At 41.4% G+C, this 16,147-nt stretch carries 10 protein-coding genes; 3 read left to right on the top strand and 7 right to left on the bottom strand.

The window, feature by feature from the left end:
• Positions 1–5: 5 nt before the first annotated feature.
• The 3 genes from B9T38_RS11875 to B9T38_RS11890 all read right to left on the bottom strand — a co-directional run bounded on the left by B9T38_RS11875 (position 6) and on the right by B9T38_RS11890 (position 8,625).
• A complete protein-coding gene (locus B9T38_RS11875; protein WP_086196997.1) occupies positions 6–392 on the bottom strand; it encodes a hypothetical protein in 387 nt (128 codons plus the stop codon).
• Positions 393–470: 78 nt separating this feature from the next.
• Positions 471–7,943, bottom strand: coding sequence for a PLxRFG domain-containing protein (locus B9T38_RS17000; protein WP_251992233.1), 7,473 nt, complete (start codon positions 7,941–7,943; stop codon positions 471–473).
• Positions 7,944–8,103: 160 nt separating this feature from the next.
• Complete coding sequence (locus B9T38_RS11890; protein WP_086196998.1) at positions 8,104–8,625, bottom strand: antA/AntB antirepressor family protein; 522 nt, start codon at positions 8,623–8,625, stop codon at positions 8,104–8,106.
• Positions 8,626–8,836: 211 nt separating this feature from the next.
• On the opposite strand from B9T38_RS11890, the gene B9T38_RS11895 reads away from it, so the two are divergent.
• Positions 8,837–9,541, top strand: coding sequence for a hypothetical protein (locus tag B9T38_RS11895; protein ID WP_086196999.1), 705 nt, complete (start codon positions 8,837–8,839; stop codon positions 9,539–9,541).
• Between the two features lie 41 nt (positions 9,542–9,582).
• Here B9T38_RS11895 and B9T38_RS11900 read toward each other — a convergent pair whose 3' ends face one another.
• A complete protein-coding gene (locus B9T38_RS11900; protein WP_086197000.1) occupies positions 9,583–9,819 on the bottom strand; it encodes an Arc family DNA-binding protein in 237 nt (78 codons plus the stop codon).
• A gap of 110 nt (positions 9,820–9,929) precedes the next feature.
• Here B9T38_RS11900 and B9T38_RS11905 point away from each other — a divergent pair, with 110 nt between their 5' ends.
• Together B9T38_RS11905 and B9T38_RS11910 are read left to right on the top strand one after the other, a co-directional pair.
• Positions 9,930–10,091: a toxin-antitoxin system HicB family antitoxin gene (locus B9T38_RS11905; RefSeq protein ID WP_086197001.1), complete on the top strand. Its 162-nt coding sequence runs from the start codon at positions 9,930–9,932 to the stop codon at positions 10,089–10,091.
• 77 nt (positions 10,092–10,168) lie between these two features.
• On the top strand, positions 10,169–11,053 hold the full coding sequence (locus B9T38_RS11910) for a KilA-N domain-containing protein (RefSeq protein ID WP_086197082.1): 885 nt from the start codon (positions 10,169–10,171) through the stop codon (positions 11,051–11,053).
• A gap of 45 nt (positions 11,054–11,098) precedes the next feature.
• On the opposite strand, the gene B9T38_RS17005 is transcribed toward B9T38_RS11910, so the two are convergent.
• The 3 genes from B9T38_RS17005 to B9T38_RS11925 form a co-directional block, all read right to left on the bottom strand.
• Positions 11,099–12,988 carry a hypothetical protein gene (locus tag B9T38_RS17005; protein ID WP_086197002.1) on the bottom strand — a complete coding sequence of 630 codons (1,890 nt, stop codon included), beginning with the start codon at positions 12,986–12,988 and terminating at the stop codon, positions 11,099–11,101.
• A 76-nt stretch (positions 12,989–13,064) separates the two neighbouring features.
• A complete protein-coding gene (locus B9T38_RS11920) occupies positions 13,065–14,972 on the bottom strand; it encodes a hypothetical protein (protein ID WP_086197003.1) in 1,908 nt (635 codons plus the stop codon).
• A complete protein-coding gene (locus B9T38_RS11925) occupies positions 14,972–16,132 on the bottom strand; it encodes a hypothetical protein (RefSeq protein ID WP_086197004.1) in 1,161 nt (386 codons plus the stop codon). The genes B9T38_RS11920 and B9T38_RS11925 overlap by 1 nt, the downstream gene beginning before the upstream one ends.
• Positions 16,133–16,147: the final 15 nt, after the last annotated feature.

Consider the following 16,147-nt stretch of genomic DNA (forward strand, 5'->3'; position numbering starts at 1 on the left):
TTTGATTACTCATCGCCTGATCCTCCCTTCCGACTTCCCCAAATCGCAGCAAATGCAGACTTAATCTCAAAGATGACTTCAGGTAAGGGTTTGCCTTTCATGAGGGCAATCGATTGATAAAGAATACCAATGGCCATCAGGCCAAATACGGCAAACATCAGCATGATGAATCCCTGGAACATAGTTGACTTTGTTAACAGTCCAAAATGTTCAATAAATGCTGAACCGCCATAAAGACTCACAGTGACACTGGCAACAAATTTACCAATAACACTCAGTGAAACTTGAATCTTTCCGCTTTTATCAATGTCCCCACTTAACACTAGCGCAAGAATTGCCCCAACAATGGCTGGGATTATTTTGATGATCCAAGGGATCGTATTTTCCTGCATTTTCATTCACCTGAAAAAAAAGACTGCTCATGTGAACAGTCTTATTTTTTTTAAGGATTTAAGCGAACCCTACAACCCCTACTCACCAAAAGCAAAACGCCCTTGCTCCTCTGCACCTTTTTGGCGTTTAGTCAGGTATACACCACCATCACCCGTTTCTTTTGCTCTACGTTCATTAGTTTTATAGCTTTGCATTAAATTGATGCGGTTAATCCGCATACGTGGATTTTTCTCACTGACTTTTTCATTAAATTCCTGAATTTCAGCCCAAGCTTTTTCCATACCTTCGCTATCATCATCACGCTTAGCAATAACCCATTTATGCATCAATTCCTTACGATGATTTTCTAATCTGGTTTTATATTGATAAATTGCAGATCGCCCTTCCATTGATGTGCGAACATCCGAAGGAGAAAAACCGATAGCCTGTGAAAATAATCCCACTCCACCAACTTCATCCTGAATCACATCATTGTTCTTTGTTAAAACTCCTTCTCTACCAAAACGAACTGATTTCATGGCATTTTTAAGCACTACTGGCAACATGGTTTCTATACCACGACCATAATCCCCATCATTTATTTCCTGAAAACCTTTTACGAGGTTTGTACTAATCCCAACGACAGGACCAAGTAATGCCGATTGCATTGCCTTCGCCCAGTCTGCACCTTCAAGGCCATCCTGCACATCTGGAATAATTAAATTATTTAAGCCCACACGCCCAGATAAATCTACCGGGGAGAATGCTCTTGGCACACCACCAAAGACTAGATCTGCAAACATAGGATGAATATCCGATAACCAATTTCGAATCACATTTTCCAACTCATACGGATCATCATCACCACCACCAGATGCAAGTGCAGCCATAGCAGCTATACCAAATGCAGCAGCACCCAATTTACTTTTTTTGGCAATTAAAATAGATGCCGTAGCAAGCATACCTGTAATAGGCAAGCCAATTGCACCAGCTGCTAAAGCATGCATTCCTAAAATACCAGCCAAAGCCCGACGTGCCTCTCTTTGATCTTTAGGATCAAGTGCGTAAATTGATTGATGAGCATTGCGTAACAAAGTGTACAGCATATTTTGTGCATATTGCTTAAACAATAAAACCACCTTGGCAATATTGCTCTGCATGAAACGCGCTCTATTTCCTGCCGAATAATCAAAATGTCCTCGGTAAACCATATCCATAGCCTGATCAAATGCTTCGGTATGGCTAGCCCCAGCTTTAGTGGCTAAACGATAAGCAGCAATAAAAGTGACTTCACGGTTAAAGCGTTCTGCATGATGGAACAAACCGCTTGCTAAACGCATTGCAGGTCGGAAATACCACATCACCTTGCTATCTTCACCTTGTGCAATACCTGCCAAGTCATGTGCTTGTGTAACATCAATTACGCCACGCGATACAGCCTGATTATAAGCATCTAACTCGAGTCCATTTATCACCTTATCAATATTGGGGCTATAAACATCACCAATACTATTTTTAAAATTTTCTAGGCTTGAAAAATCAGGTACATTAAACTCTACGCCTTTAGCAAAATCCCTAGATGCTTTAAGTAGCTCCTTACCCGCTTTATCATAGTTCCACTTCGCCCCCATTAATGGATAGGCTATTAATGCGGTTTGTGACAAGTTCACCATTGCAGCCGCAGGTGACAAGCCCATGTAATACATAAAGCCCACACTAGTCAGAAAACTGGATAAAGGATTCCCTTGGGGATTCATTAAATTATCATGGCGTTTGTTCATTTCACCGATAACACGTTGCGCAGATCGCTGGTCATAGTGAACATCATTCTTAAACTGTTCATCGGCATGCTTTTGCATTTTATCCAGCTGCTCAACCAACTGATCGCCATAACGCAACTTGGCAAGGTAATTTGCCCCACTAAACATATTCTGGGCAAAGGCACGGCGTGCATCCTGGCTAAAACCTGCGGTCCCTTTACGGTGAATCCCATGCTTCGCCCAAGATATATCCGGCATGGAGGATAAATACAATTGACTTAAGGTATCTTCAAACTCAGCCTGTTCTTTCGCAGCTAAGCCAAGATTATCAACCTCGTCAAATAAGCTGGACATAAAGCCACGGCCAACACTATCACGAGAAGCATTAAATTCTTTGTCCAGTTTTATGGGATCAACTATAAATAGAGGGTATTTCTTCATCAACTCAGAACGTACAGATTCTGCCTCGCCCATCGTTTCGGCCCGGCTGACACTCTCTACCTGATTATTTTTATTACGCACTACAATAACGTATTCACCAAAGCGAGCTAATGGGAAATACACTCCTTTAATGTATCCATTGAAGAAATTATCATCCATTTTCTTGAGTAAATCGGCCTTTTTCTGACTAGAAAGCTCCGATCGTAAAATACGCTCTTTGATTGCCTGATGAATATTTGCATAATGTTTTTTGTAGGCATCCCTCGCTTTTATGTACATGGCTTGAGCTTCAGGACTTAACGTATTGAAGTCATTACGCAGCTGCTGATATTTAATAATGCTATCGCCTGCGACATGCGGTTTCGCCGGATCAATTTTTGCCAGCGTTGCATCATGCATCAGGCCTGCAAGCTGGTTTTCATCTTTCAGCTTCGACCATTCGCGCACAATGTTATCAGCTTCAGCACCAGCATCGTTTTTATCCGCATCCATTTGCGCTGCAAGATCATTGTATTTATTTAATGGTGGCAAAATCTTGCTGTAAATTTCTGTCAACTGACGACGGGTTAAAGCTTGTAATCCTATTTTTAACCAATCCTTGCCTTTATTGTCTGCAACCTTAGGTAAGCTTTTAAAACCATTCATGATGCGGTTAGTGATGTCGCTATAATTGGAACTGCGACTAAATCGAATGTCATCATTCTGAACACTAGAACTATCTTCATTATTCGATGCAACACTGCTTTGTGCTGCAACCATGCGTTCGGCTAAAGCCAATATATCCTTTTCATTCAGGTTCAGTTTGATTCCTTTGTCATACAACCATGCTTTGACTGCTGAAATCATCTGATCCATAAAGCGCTTAATCGCACCTTTTTGTAAAATGTTCTTAGTCTGCATCTGTGATGCCAGAGTAATCATGTATGGGAGGTATTCATCCAACTGCACTTCACGGTTCAACTCACGTTCTGCAAGACGTTTGGCTTCAAGAGCTACCGGATTACCTTGTGCCACCATACGCTCAAACTGACGCATTAAATCAGCGTAAGCATCCTTGTTCATCAGATTCTGGAAACCGCCATGCCCACCTAATTCATGCAGGAAGGTTGCAACTGCGCTATCTGCGTCTAAATTGGATGCTACCAGTGTAACTTTTCCATTCTCATACCAGCCTTCAACATTTCCGGTCATGCTTTCTTGCTGATCCTGAACAATATTGAGAATTCCCTGTGCTTCTAGGTCAGCAATGGTTTTTTCGCCAAAACGGCTGACTAAGGCATCACGGATCTGTTCCACAGTTGATGATGCAATGCGGTTTTCAGCACGGCTAAAACGTTTCTTATCAGTTATGCCTTGCTGTTTTTCACCAGCAGATAAATCGGTTTGGTCAGTGCGTATGCTTCTTTTATGTTTTTTACCGCTTTCAGTTCCTGCGGGAACGTCTTGTAATCTATCTGCTGTTCCTGTGTCAGTGCCTGGTACTGTTCCATGCAGGATTTTTTCGCCATTTCCAGTATCGCTTCTTTGCTTGCGTTGCTCATTTGAATTTCCATATTGTTCTGTGATTGCTGTGAATATACCATCCAGCTCGAGTAAACCTGTATTGCCTAATATGTTTTTCAAGCTTTCACGAACTTCTAATTCAGCTATGCCAACAGCAAGTACTTCATGCTGTGGATTGGTATTGAATGCATAACTTAGTCGGTTAGTCACATTTTCTGACAATAATTCACTATTTTCAAATAGATAATCACCTATTTTCGCAATCATTTTATTTAGCTTTTGATCATATTCTTGAGGAAGTAAGCTATCGAAAATGATCTGTTCTGAAACTGAGTGCACCAACTCATGATTCACCAATTCTAAAGCTGAACTCTGCCATGCCTTTGACTTTGGGTAAATATAACTCGTGTTCTGTGCTGGAACATAATAGCCACCATCAACCAGACCTGCGCGGATTGTTTTATCCTGAATATTGTTTAAATCAGAAATAATATGAATCTGCACATCAGGATTCAGCTTCGCAATTTTAGCCAGTAATTGCTTTCCATACAGTACATTGGTTTTTACACCTTCCGTTTTTATGCTCGTCAGGTCATTCACAATACTACCAAGCTCATGTACTTGATCCATCAACTTGATTGGGATGCTATGGGTTAGACGTGAATCAGACTGAATCTGGGCAAATATTTTGGATTGCTGAATACTTTCACCTGCAGGTTTCGTCGTATCACCTTCTTTCAACCATGTTTTAAATTCATCCTTAGTCATGGTATGAACAGGGCCTACCTTCCAACCTTTATCAAAATTTGATGAATAGGCTTTAACAGCTTCATCTTGCGAATTAAACCCAAGCATGACCTTATGCTCATCAAAGCCATCTGTCTGCTGATCTAGTTGATCAACAATGAAGACCTGTTCTGATTCAGGGTTACGGCCTACATAGGTATCAATATTCTCTTTGTCGGATCCAATCGTGCGTTTAAAATAACCGTAATGATCGCTCATGGTATGTGCCCATTCATTACCATCAGGATCTTTACCACGACGTTCTGAACCACGTGGATTTTCAATGGCAATATCCAGACCATGTACTTTGATGTGCCCTTTCTTATAGTTGCCAGCTTCTATTTGCGCCTGGGTCGGTTCAGGTAAATCATTCTGAACACTGGTTGCGGCTTGGTGTGCAGCTTGATCAATTGGGCTATGCTTCTGAAGTTCGGCAATCTGTTTACGGATCCGTGCCTTTTTCGGTACGCTCTTTTCAACTGCCAATTGTTGTTCAAGTGCTTGTATTTGCTCTACCCCACCTAGGTTAGGTAAGGTAGGTGGGGTAACTGGTTTATCCAGCTTAGTTCCAACTGCCTTCAATGCCTCAAAAACCTTAACTGCCTTTTGTGGCTGCCAATGAGCCATACTTTTTAATTCTTTTTTGGCTTCACTTGGTTTGATGCCTGCCTTATTTGCATATGTCTTGATTTGTTCTGTAGACAAGGTATCAAACATTGGCTTTGCAATAGCTTGTGCATCCGCATGATTACCCTTTTGAATTTCACGCTTACCATTTTCTAAAGCAGTCTGTTCTTTTTTATATTGATCCAATTGTGCATCAATATTTCCACGCTTAGATAGTGGAACATTCAGCGCGCCATGATCTAAAGGCTGCGTCTGAAAGCTGCTTGTAGTAACTGAATCATTTCGTGCACCTTCACGTAATAATGATTCCGGTTTCATAGCTGATTCATTATTTTTAGTAATCGTCGCACGTTCAGCATTTAAATCTTTAAGCTGTTTACGCATCTGCAGTTTTTTAGGCATACTTTTTTCAGTGGAGAGCTGCTGTTCAATCCCTGCAATTTGGGTATCTACATTTGCTAACTGTTGTTGTGTAATCTGTTGGGTGTTAGATCGGTTATCATCAACTCGTTCAGCATTTCGATTTGCGTTTGTCGCATTTTGAAGCGTTGAATCATTCGTTTGTGATCCGCTAAGATCTTCTCCCGGTTTTCCGGTGATACCGTCGATAATGCCTGATTTATTGTCTTGTGCTGATTGATCAAGTCCAGGCTGACCTGCGTTAGTGTTTTCTGTTGGTGCATTAAATAGACCCGCTGCTGTGCTTAAAGGTGCATTATTATTTTCATCCTGTGCCGCTACGACTGCTGCCGATTGCTGCATTTCTGAGGATATACCTGTATCCACGGCCAAAGCTGCTGCTGACGATAATGGCCCATCATTTGGATTGATCCCTAATCTTTGAGATAGTGTTGGGTCTACCTTAGCTAGGTCAATGACTGGCTGCTGAGGATTACTATCAAACGGGCTGATGCTATTATAATCAACTACCGGATTAGGTGTTTCTAAACCAAACGTATTATTAAATTGAATCTGACGCTCTAAATCAGTTGGGCCTTGCTCAGGTCGCTCAAAGTCAATGCCATTGTCTGCCTGTGTTTGCTGCTGCTCTACCAGAGATAATGGTGTTTCAATATTCGGTGCTTGGAAATTAATACCGTTATCATAGCGTGGATTTCCATCGGCAGGCTCTAAACGCGCCATATCAATAATTGGGCTTGCCGGTGGAGCATTGTCACTAAAAGGATTTAATTTACTTGGGTCAAGGAATGGATTCGGTACATCTCCACCAAATAACTGTGACTGCACATCACGTATTGCTTGAGTTTCTTTGGCTTGCTCACCCTGAGTATTAGCTGCTTGTTGCTCGGCATTTACTGCGCTTTTAGGTTTTGTTAAATACTGAAATGCTTTTTGTCCACCATACATCACACCAGATTGACCCAGTGAACTCATCGCCTCAAGGGCAGCATTCTTGGTATCCCAATCCCCATAGCCTATACCTGAACCGAAATATTCACCCGCAAACTCGCCTGCTGGCTCAGTTGCAAATGCTGCCGTATTTCGAGCTACATTTTCAGCACCTTTTAATGAGGTCTGATAAGCAGTATCAGCAGCAATACGTTGTGCAAAGTCATTAGACTGCATTGCTGTTTTAACCGCAGCTTTATCAGCCGCATCAACACCCATCTCTGTTAATGCGCGTGAGGTGGCAGCCTTTGCTGGTGCATCTAAAAAGAAACGCCCCATCCTCCACGTTGCCGCATCCACTGCACCAAGTATCAGGCCTTTTGTAGCCGCTTCATCGAAAACTTTATCACCATTTTTTTCAATAAATGCCTGAACAGCTTTAGTATCCTGTGGATTAATTCCAGCTTTTTGAACAGAATCAAGTAAGTGATATCCACCCTCGATTGCAGTATTACCCGCAGCACCACCAGCGACACTTCCTACAACACCACCGATCGCTGCACCTGGTGCTGCCCCAACACCACCAAAAGCAGCACCGATTGCACCACCAGCCATAGAACCGGCTTTTGCACCAGCAGCCATACCTGTCATGGGTGCAATCATATTAGGTGTCTGCTCAAGCAAACCCGAACCCATTGCTTGTAAATCTTTACCTACAGAGCGAACGCCACCAATAACCCCATCAGACTTTTCAGCATTTTTTTTAATCTGCCCAACGACTTCTGAAATACCACCAGTAATGCCATCGCCACGATCCCAGGCATCCATAAGAACTTTACCTTCTTTTGATCCGGGATTCGCTTTGGAGTAGTCGTCAGCTTCTTTGACCTTTTGCGCTGCTGATGCTGTATTACCAGTAGCAAGATCAGCAGATATCGCCATACTATTTTTTGCTTTGGTCCAGCCGCGGGTTAAAGCTCCGTCTTGTTCTTTTTGTGGTTCTGGTTGGCCCCAATCCATTTCCCATGGCTTTTTATTTGCATTATTTGGTTGCGTTTGAGCTGGTTGTGACCAGTTCATTTCCCATGGCTTTTGTTCAGACATGACATACTCCTATTGGCATGTCATATATGATTGTCATTAGTGTGAAACAGGTCGAACCCTACAGCACTATTAAAAAGCCACCCGAAGGTGGCAGCATCAACTTACTAATTTAAAAGCAAAGCGCAAAATTTCGTTTTGTAAAATCAATAGATCGTCAAAATTATTTGTCATCATCAAAATCAAGACCGAGTTGTACTTTTTGAATCATACCGTCCAATTCTTTCATTAATTTTGGCTTAATTTGTTTGCCCCCAACACAGAGCAACCGACCAGCATCCAAAAGAGAGTTGGTAAACTGCTCAAGATATTGCATTGCTTTACCAATTTCAATTTGCAGGTTTTGAGTCACATTGCGAGCAATCTTTTCCTGCTCAATGAAGTACTTTCGGATTTCATGACCTTTTTCATTCTTTTCCATCATGCCTAGATGTTTAGCCATATCTAATGAAATGATGTATTCAGTGGTTGGTCGCCCACCTTTTAGGTTTTCCTCTTTTTTGAGGATAACCACATAATCGAAATTTTCTTCGAATTTACACTGCTTGATGCGACGTTTAATCCAGTCAGTGAAGTCAGTTTTAACTTCAAGTGCTGCATGCACATCACGAGCATTAACACCAAGCTGCTGCTCATCACCAAGCGTTATATTCGAGAATTGAACAGGATTATTTTCAATATTCATTTAGAAATACCTCTCTCGTCTAAAAAAATTAGACAGGCAGCAAGGCGGACGAGGTAAGAATACGCCTTGCTTTCGATGTACGGTCTAGCCTGCACCAGAAACTATGAACCGAGTCACACGAAGGGCAGAAACCCTACAGGGGTATTGATACTGTTGTAAAATTAAACTATCGTGATTTCAGATAATTATTAATTTTTTTGGTGGGGCGTTGATGCGAGCTATATTATGTATGCTTAGTATTGTAGTTATTGCTGGTTGTTCTCAAAAGGAACCTAAAAACTGGGCTGAATGTATATTAAAAGATATGCCTGGTGTTAGTAATGAATCCGCAAGAAGTGCTGTACATAGAAACTGTCGTACAAATTTTCCTGAAATGGACTACACCATAAAGAAAGGAAGTAATTTAGGATTTGGTGCTGATTTTAAAAACAGAGATGAATGTGTCATTGAAAAAAATAAAAATACGATTAATAAAAATGCCTCAATCAATATAAATATCGCTTGCTCATGTTTATACGAAGAACCATCTTTTGATGGTGAAATGTGCGATTATAAAAAAAACAAACCCTGGGAAATGGATTGGAAAGATAATAAAAATCAAACACACAACCAACAAAATTATTTTGATCAATTTGATGAAAAAACATCAAAAGAAGAAAAACCTGTTTCTGCCCCTAACTATAAAACAGATCTAAATACAAACAATTCAACACAAAGTGCTGAACAAGAACACTATGATGCGATTTTGAAAGTACACCCAGATGCTCTACAAATAGTAAAACAGCCAAGCTTTCAAGCATGGATCGACAGCCAGTCGCCCGAGTGGAGGAAATATTATAATGATGTTACAGACACAGGTAATGCGGATCAAGTAATTGAATTACTCAATGACTATAAAAACAATATAATTCATTAAAACAAAGCCGACATTAAGTCGGCTTTTTAGTCAGCGCTGACTTACTTTTCTTTATTTTTTTTCAAATCCTGAATTTCTTCAAAAATCATTCCTAATGCTTTTGAAATATCGACATATTGAGTTGGCGGTTTTTCATCTTCAAAACTTTTTTCAAGGCGAGCAACAATTTCCGCATTCATTGAGCGGTTATTTTCTTTTGCAGTAGCAACAATTTTCTCTCGAAACTCAGAGTTCACACGAACCTTGAGGGTAACAATATTGTTTTGATCTTCACTCATCGAATAGCTATCAAAATAAAATGAATAATAACCCCATTATGGGTATTGACCAATAACCCCATTATGGGTACTATCACCACGTACCCAATGTGGGGACATAGGAGAAACAAGTGAAAGAGAAAAGTAAAATCTCAACCGATGTGCGATTTCGCTTAGCAAATGAATTGCACGAGCCATTAAAAGATATGGCGAAAAAAGAGCAACGTTCAATGAATTATTTGATGAATAAAGCAGTTGAACTTTTACTTAAACAAGAGAGTGCGAAAGCATGAGATCAACAGACAACAAAAAAGCCCTGAACTTTGGTCGGTCGGGCTTGATTGTAGTCAACAACACGAGAAAGTTAACTATGAGTAATTTAACACAAAATTTCGCAAACCCAAACAATCAACCGTTAGTTATTGGTGAATTTTCGATTCGCCAAGATAAAGATGGTCGTTATTGCATTAACGATTTGCATAAAGCTGGTGGTGGACTGGATAAACACAAGCCTTCTAATTTCTTGCGAAGCGAACAGACCAAAGATTTAATTCAGGAAATTGAACAAAACACTATGATGCTCAAATCTGAGAATCATAATTCAGATGCAGTTAATGTAATTCGCGGAAGGGGAAAAGATCAGGGTACTTATGTTGTAGAAGACTTGGTTTACTCATACGCGATGTGGATTTCTGCAAAATTCCATCTAATTGTGATTCGCGCATATAAAATGTTAGTGACCCAATGGAAAATTAACGACCGCCAATCCATCTCACCAGAGCAGCAAGCCTTACTGCATGAAATTGTTGCTCGACGTTCAGGCGGTGAACGTAAAATCTTTGCTGAAATGTGGGCACGTCATAACCGACACTTCAAGATTGCTAAGTACAGCCAGCTTTTGGCAATTCATTTCCCGGAAGCTGTTCATTATCTGGAAACCATGGAGTTGAAATCAAAAATTACTACAGTAACTAAACCCCAAATGATTGAAGTCAGTCAGAATTACCATCGATCTGTACAGGGGTTGGCAATGCATATGCTTTGGATACATGAATGGTGGCTTAATTTTGGTGACTCTATTAGAGTATTAAGCCCAAACATGTCTGCTGCTATTCATGATCGGTTTATTGATGGCGCATTATTTGCTTATCATTTCATTAATAAGGATGAACTGAAAAAGCAAAAAGAGTTCATGGAATATTTCCAATGGCATTTAAGCAGCACAGATCGTATGGCTCTTGAATATAAAAAGTAATTAACGCTCTATAACTAAAAAGCCACCCTAGGGTGGCTTTGTTTTTTAAACTTTTTCCCAAGAACTTTGGTTATTAAAATCACCACCTTTAAATCTAAAACCATTAATCACTTGACCAGCCTGTGGTACTTGCTGTGATTGTTGCTGTGAAGGTGCATCAATAAACTGCCCTGTTTCATAATTAAATAGCTGCTGTGGTCGGTTCACCATGCTTCCCGCCTTTTCATTCCACTCTTGCCCACCACCTACAGTCATATACGGATTCTTTTTAGTGGTATCTGCGCCAACCAAACGGTCATGCCGCGCCTGAATACTTTGACGTTGCTCGTTGGTTTGCGCGTGATCATACATTTCATTTAGTTTTTCGATACGCTGTGATTTACGAATACCAAAACCTTCTTTGGCCTCAGTCAAATTCATCTCACGATTTTTTAATCCATATTCTGCATTAAACTTTTCACGGTCCTGTTGAAGCCCTAAACCATACCGATTATTCTGGCCGTTTTCACCCAATTCGGCACGGTAATTTTGCCCTTCCTGCCCTAGGGCTTCACGCTGTAGAGCTGCCGTATTATTTACCGCAGTATTTGCCTGACTCGTTGCATTATTGGCATCAGTGGCATAGCGAGAAGATTCTCTGTCTGCTTCATTTTTTCTGAAGCCAAATAAGTTACTAATTTGCTTGTTGGTCAACTCACCATTCATATCTTTGTATGGTGTGCTTGCAGCTTTTAGAGCTACTCTAATTGCTTCATCTTGTTCAGGAGTGCTTTGTGGTGCTTGAGGTTGTCTGGCAATTCCTCCATACCCCTGCAAACCTATATTTAATTCACGTTGCGCTACAGCCTTATCAATCATATCTTGTGTTGGCCCCATTTCACGGGTATTCGCCATAAAGTTTGCAACACCTTTTGGATCATTCGTGCGACGAATGCCGCCGGCAAAGCCACTACTCTGTAACTCTGGTATACCTGCTGAACGTGCTTGGCTGGCAGCTGCTGGATTGGTATAACTAAAGCTATTGCCTTTTTGTTGAATGGCATAAGGATTGGTATTGGTTGATGCTGGTTGTGTTGCTTGAGTGTTTTGTTCACCACCCCACATTGCACTATTCATTCGATCTTGAATGGATGGCTGTGGTGCAGGCGTAATGGATGGCTGTGGTGCAGGCGTAGCAACTTTGGCTGCTGTTGATGTTTGCGTTGCACTTACAGGTAGAGGTGTAGTGGCTTGAGGTTTAGGTTTTAGTGCGGTCGGCGCAGGTTTTTCTGATGATGCTAGCTTATTCTCATTTGTTGTAGGAAAAGCACTACTGAAAGTATTGACAGGATTCATCTGCCCCCAGTTGACTTTAGGCATTTCAAAACCCAAATCAACCTTACCAAGACCAAAATTGGCATTAGATTTCTGAGGTACAGTTGTTTGATCTTGAGGTTTTGGTGGTGAACCAAGTGAAGGTGACTCTTTTCCGAAACCATTATTTAAAGTGTTTTGTATACCTTGACTCATTAACGGATTTTGATTTTGCTCACGACGTTTTAAATAACCTGGTATTTCACCACCATTGACAAAAAACAGTTCAGGTTTTTTGTGAATACCAAATCCACCCTGAATTTGTGGTTGATCAACTGGTGTATGTGTTTGGTTCTTCATCTGGTCCAAGGCTTGCACACCCACCTGATGTACCTGGTCAGGCGTGAGCTGGAATTCACCGTTACTGAGATTAACTTCTCTGGGCTCACCCATACCCTCTACCGTTTCAGTACGGTCCTTTTCTTTAGATTCGCCCATTTCTTCCAGATTTTCAGCACCAATCTGTTTGGTTGAATCCGCAGGCATAATATAACTACCTGATGGTACGTTTTTTTTAACATCATCGGATGTACCGGTACCTTTACCTTTAACCTTGCCGCCTCTTTTAATTCCGTAGCTCATAAAAAAGCCCTAAATCTTATTTGATGAGCCAAATGTTACTTATCAAATAAGACCAGGGCGAACCCTATAAGGCGGACTATCTTTCATAATTATAGTTCTTGCTTGTGGTCTCAGATTCACTTGAACTATAGCCAATGGAAGTTGTACCACTACCGCTGATACTGGCTGAAACATGCGCTGCACTCATAGCACCGGCTGCCAATTGTGCCGTGTATTGACCCATGGCTTTAGCGGATTCAAGCGCGATATTAGCCTCCTGAATCGCTTTGGTCATTTTGGATTCATATTCCTTAAGTTGCATTTCAGCATAGGCAATATTTGTCCGGGTGTTCGTATCAGCATAACGCGATTGCATTTCAGCTTGGCTGACTTCCATGCCTGCAGTGGCTCGCCATGCATCTACCTCTGCGCTAAAGGCTGCTGTATTTTGCTGAACCTCAGATAGATTGGCTTGCAGTTCGGCCTTGTAAGCTTCAAGATCAGACTGGTATTTACTAATCCAGACCCGGGCAGCTTCCATTTTTAACTGGATCTGCTTGCCTTTCACATCAGCTTTTGCTTGTACCCCCTGAATCGTCGAAGCATACGCACGTGCCTGAGTATCAAATAAACTAGCCTTAGTTGTTTCACCTCTGACCTGAGCTTCATAGGCATCGACTTTGACCTTCTCTGCATTGATCTGTTCACTGTAGGCTTGAACATCTGAGCGATATGAATCAAACTGGTTTTTAATCACATCGGCACGTACTGACGCGCCTTGTACCAATGCTTTATATACTTCCACATTGGAAAGTACCGCATCCATTTTGGCCTTGAATACCTGAACATATTGTTCGTTCACTTGACCAATGGCTACCTGTGCATCCACTGCAGTTTTATATGCGCTCAGTTTGGCTAATGCACCATCGAGCTTAGTTTTGTACACACCTGATAACACGTTGAATGCTTCATTCTGTGCATTAAAGAAAGCAATCTGTGCATTAAAAACACTGATTTGGCTTTCAGCATTAAACTTGGCTACTTCAAATAAGCGATTGGCAAAGTTGTTAAAGATATTAATAGTTAGCTGCTCAAGTGACATACCTTGCTGAACCAAGAAACGGATCTGCTCAATCTCCATTTTCGATGCTTCAATTAAAATATCCCGATTCAGTTCACTTGCTTTGAGCTGCCCCTGTTCACGAATACTCGCCACTTGCTTGACCAACATACCAGGTGGCATTGAAAAGTTGCGCGTAGACCAATCATTAACAGCCTCCTGTACAGCGCGTGATGTTTCTCGGCTTTCTCTTGTACGAGAACGATTGAATAAGGCTTCTTCAATCGGTGCAGGTAATCCAGTGCCACCTTGCATTCCTTCACGGATATATGCTGAAAGTTCATCTAATAACTCTGACTGATATTTCGGCTCCTTCCATTCGATAAATACATTAGGTACAGTGACACCACTTATCGACGGTGGCACCCCATCAAAGTCCGGCAATTCAGGGAATTGAAATACTGGTATCTCAATCTGTTTTAGTTCATCCATTTCAGGCATATCTAAAACAGGTGCATCTGGAATATGAACATCTGTATCAATAAATGGACGTACCGGTACTTCGATATTGGTTATACCTGGTGCACTTGGTAGCTCAATTGTCGGCATGACCGGTGTATCCGGCATATTCAGATCATCTAAGTTCAGTTCACTGAGTAAGTTTTCAATGCTTTGAAATTCAGGCAATGTCGGCTTGTCTAACTTTATTGCTGTAAATTTTGGTGATGTAGACAAATCAATGGTTGGCACTGGTGTTTCAAGTACTGGCATTCGTGTCGGCGGTTCAATATGTGTGACTGTAACTTCTTTAATACCAGCAAGTGCTTGAGATAATTCATTACGATAGCGAGAAGATACACTATCTAATTTATCCATCTGATCCATAACAGTTGTCACGGCTGCATCCATAATACCGTCAGGTGCAACTTTTGAATCTAAACTCATTATATTCTCCTAGTGGTTCTGGTGAAGTCCACAGACAAGGCATTAATTTTTGCAGAAGTTGCGGCAATGGAAATAGCAAAGGAGAAATGGCGACCTCTTAGCCCACGGCCAAACATCACACGACCATTGGTCAAATGTTCCGATTCCTCATCCGGCAACATATAGGTATAAGTTGCAGGTTTTCCGCTTTGGGTAGAAGTAACAGCAAGACTCAACTGCTTGCTATGACCACTCATTTCATATTCAAGATAAGCTGCTGTTGGATGCACCAGGCTATCACCAAAATCCAGCTTACCAGTTTCGATCAAGCCATGAATTAAGTGGCTTGCCTGATCCATCAGGTACACACCCTGATCATTCCAGCCGTATAGTTTTCCATTAATCACGGAAAGACCATCAAAGTTGTAAGGCATATAGCGGCTCATGGCCCAAGTGTTTGTATTCGCAGTCCATGCCTGGCCGTAAACCTTGCTGTCTTTTAATTCATCATAAATAGAGAAGTAATCATTGCTGTGTGTTCGTGCCGTCAACTTGGATTGTGTGCTGTCGCCAAGCTGCAGCATATCGATAGCATGGCTGTGCAGCTGCACACTAGATAGATCCTGATCAGCAAAGCTAATTGAATCGATTAAATAGCTTTGTGCGCGTAGCTTATCCTGGGTGAAGTCACCTAGAAGAATGCTGTCGATAACCTGTTCAGATGCAACGGTATTGGCTAGATCCACCAATTTAAATTGATCATTGCTCAGGATTCTTGAATATCGCTGACCAGAAATAGACTCCACAAAGTGAATGGAATCATTGCTCAATGCCAATGTGGTAGACAGGGTGAAATCATTAAGCGTGAGCTGATCTTCAATATTCTCAGAGAGAAAACGATAAGCTGTATCAAACAGCTTCACCTGGTCAGACACCAGACTGCGTACAATGCGCTGCCCGGTGATCTGGTCGGATAAATTAAAACCATCCAGAGCGATTGAAATGGCACCGGACTGGCTCAGTTCATCGGATAGACTAAAAGAATCTTCGGAAAAAACTTTGAGTGTCATTGCGGCAGTATCCGCAAAAACAATTCGATCTTCTGCGATAGCCCTTAACCGCAACCAACTGCTATCTAATAAGAAGATGTTTTCTAGTGCATCGTCACGATATATCGCCATGCTAGGCTCCCTAAC

Origin of the sequence: Acinetobacter sp. ANC 4218 (assembly GCF_002135245.1) — a bacterium.
GTDB lineage: Bacteria > Pseudomonadota > Gammaproteobacteria > Pseudomonadales > Moraxellaceae > Acinetobacter.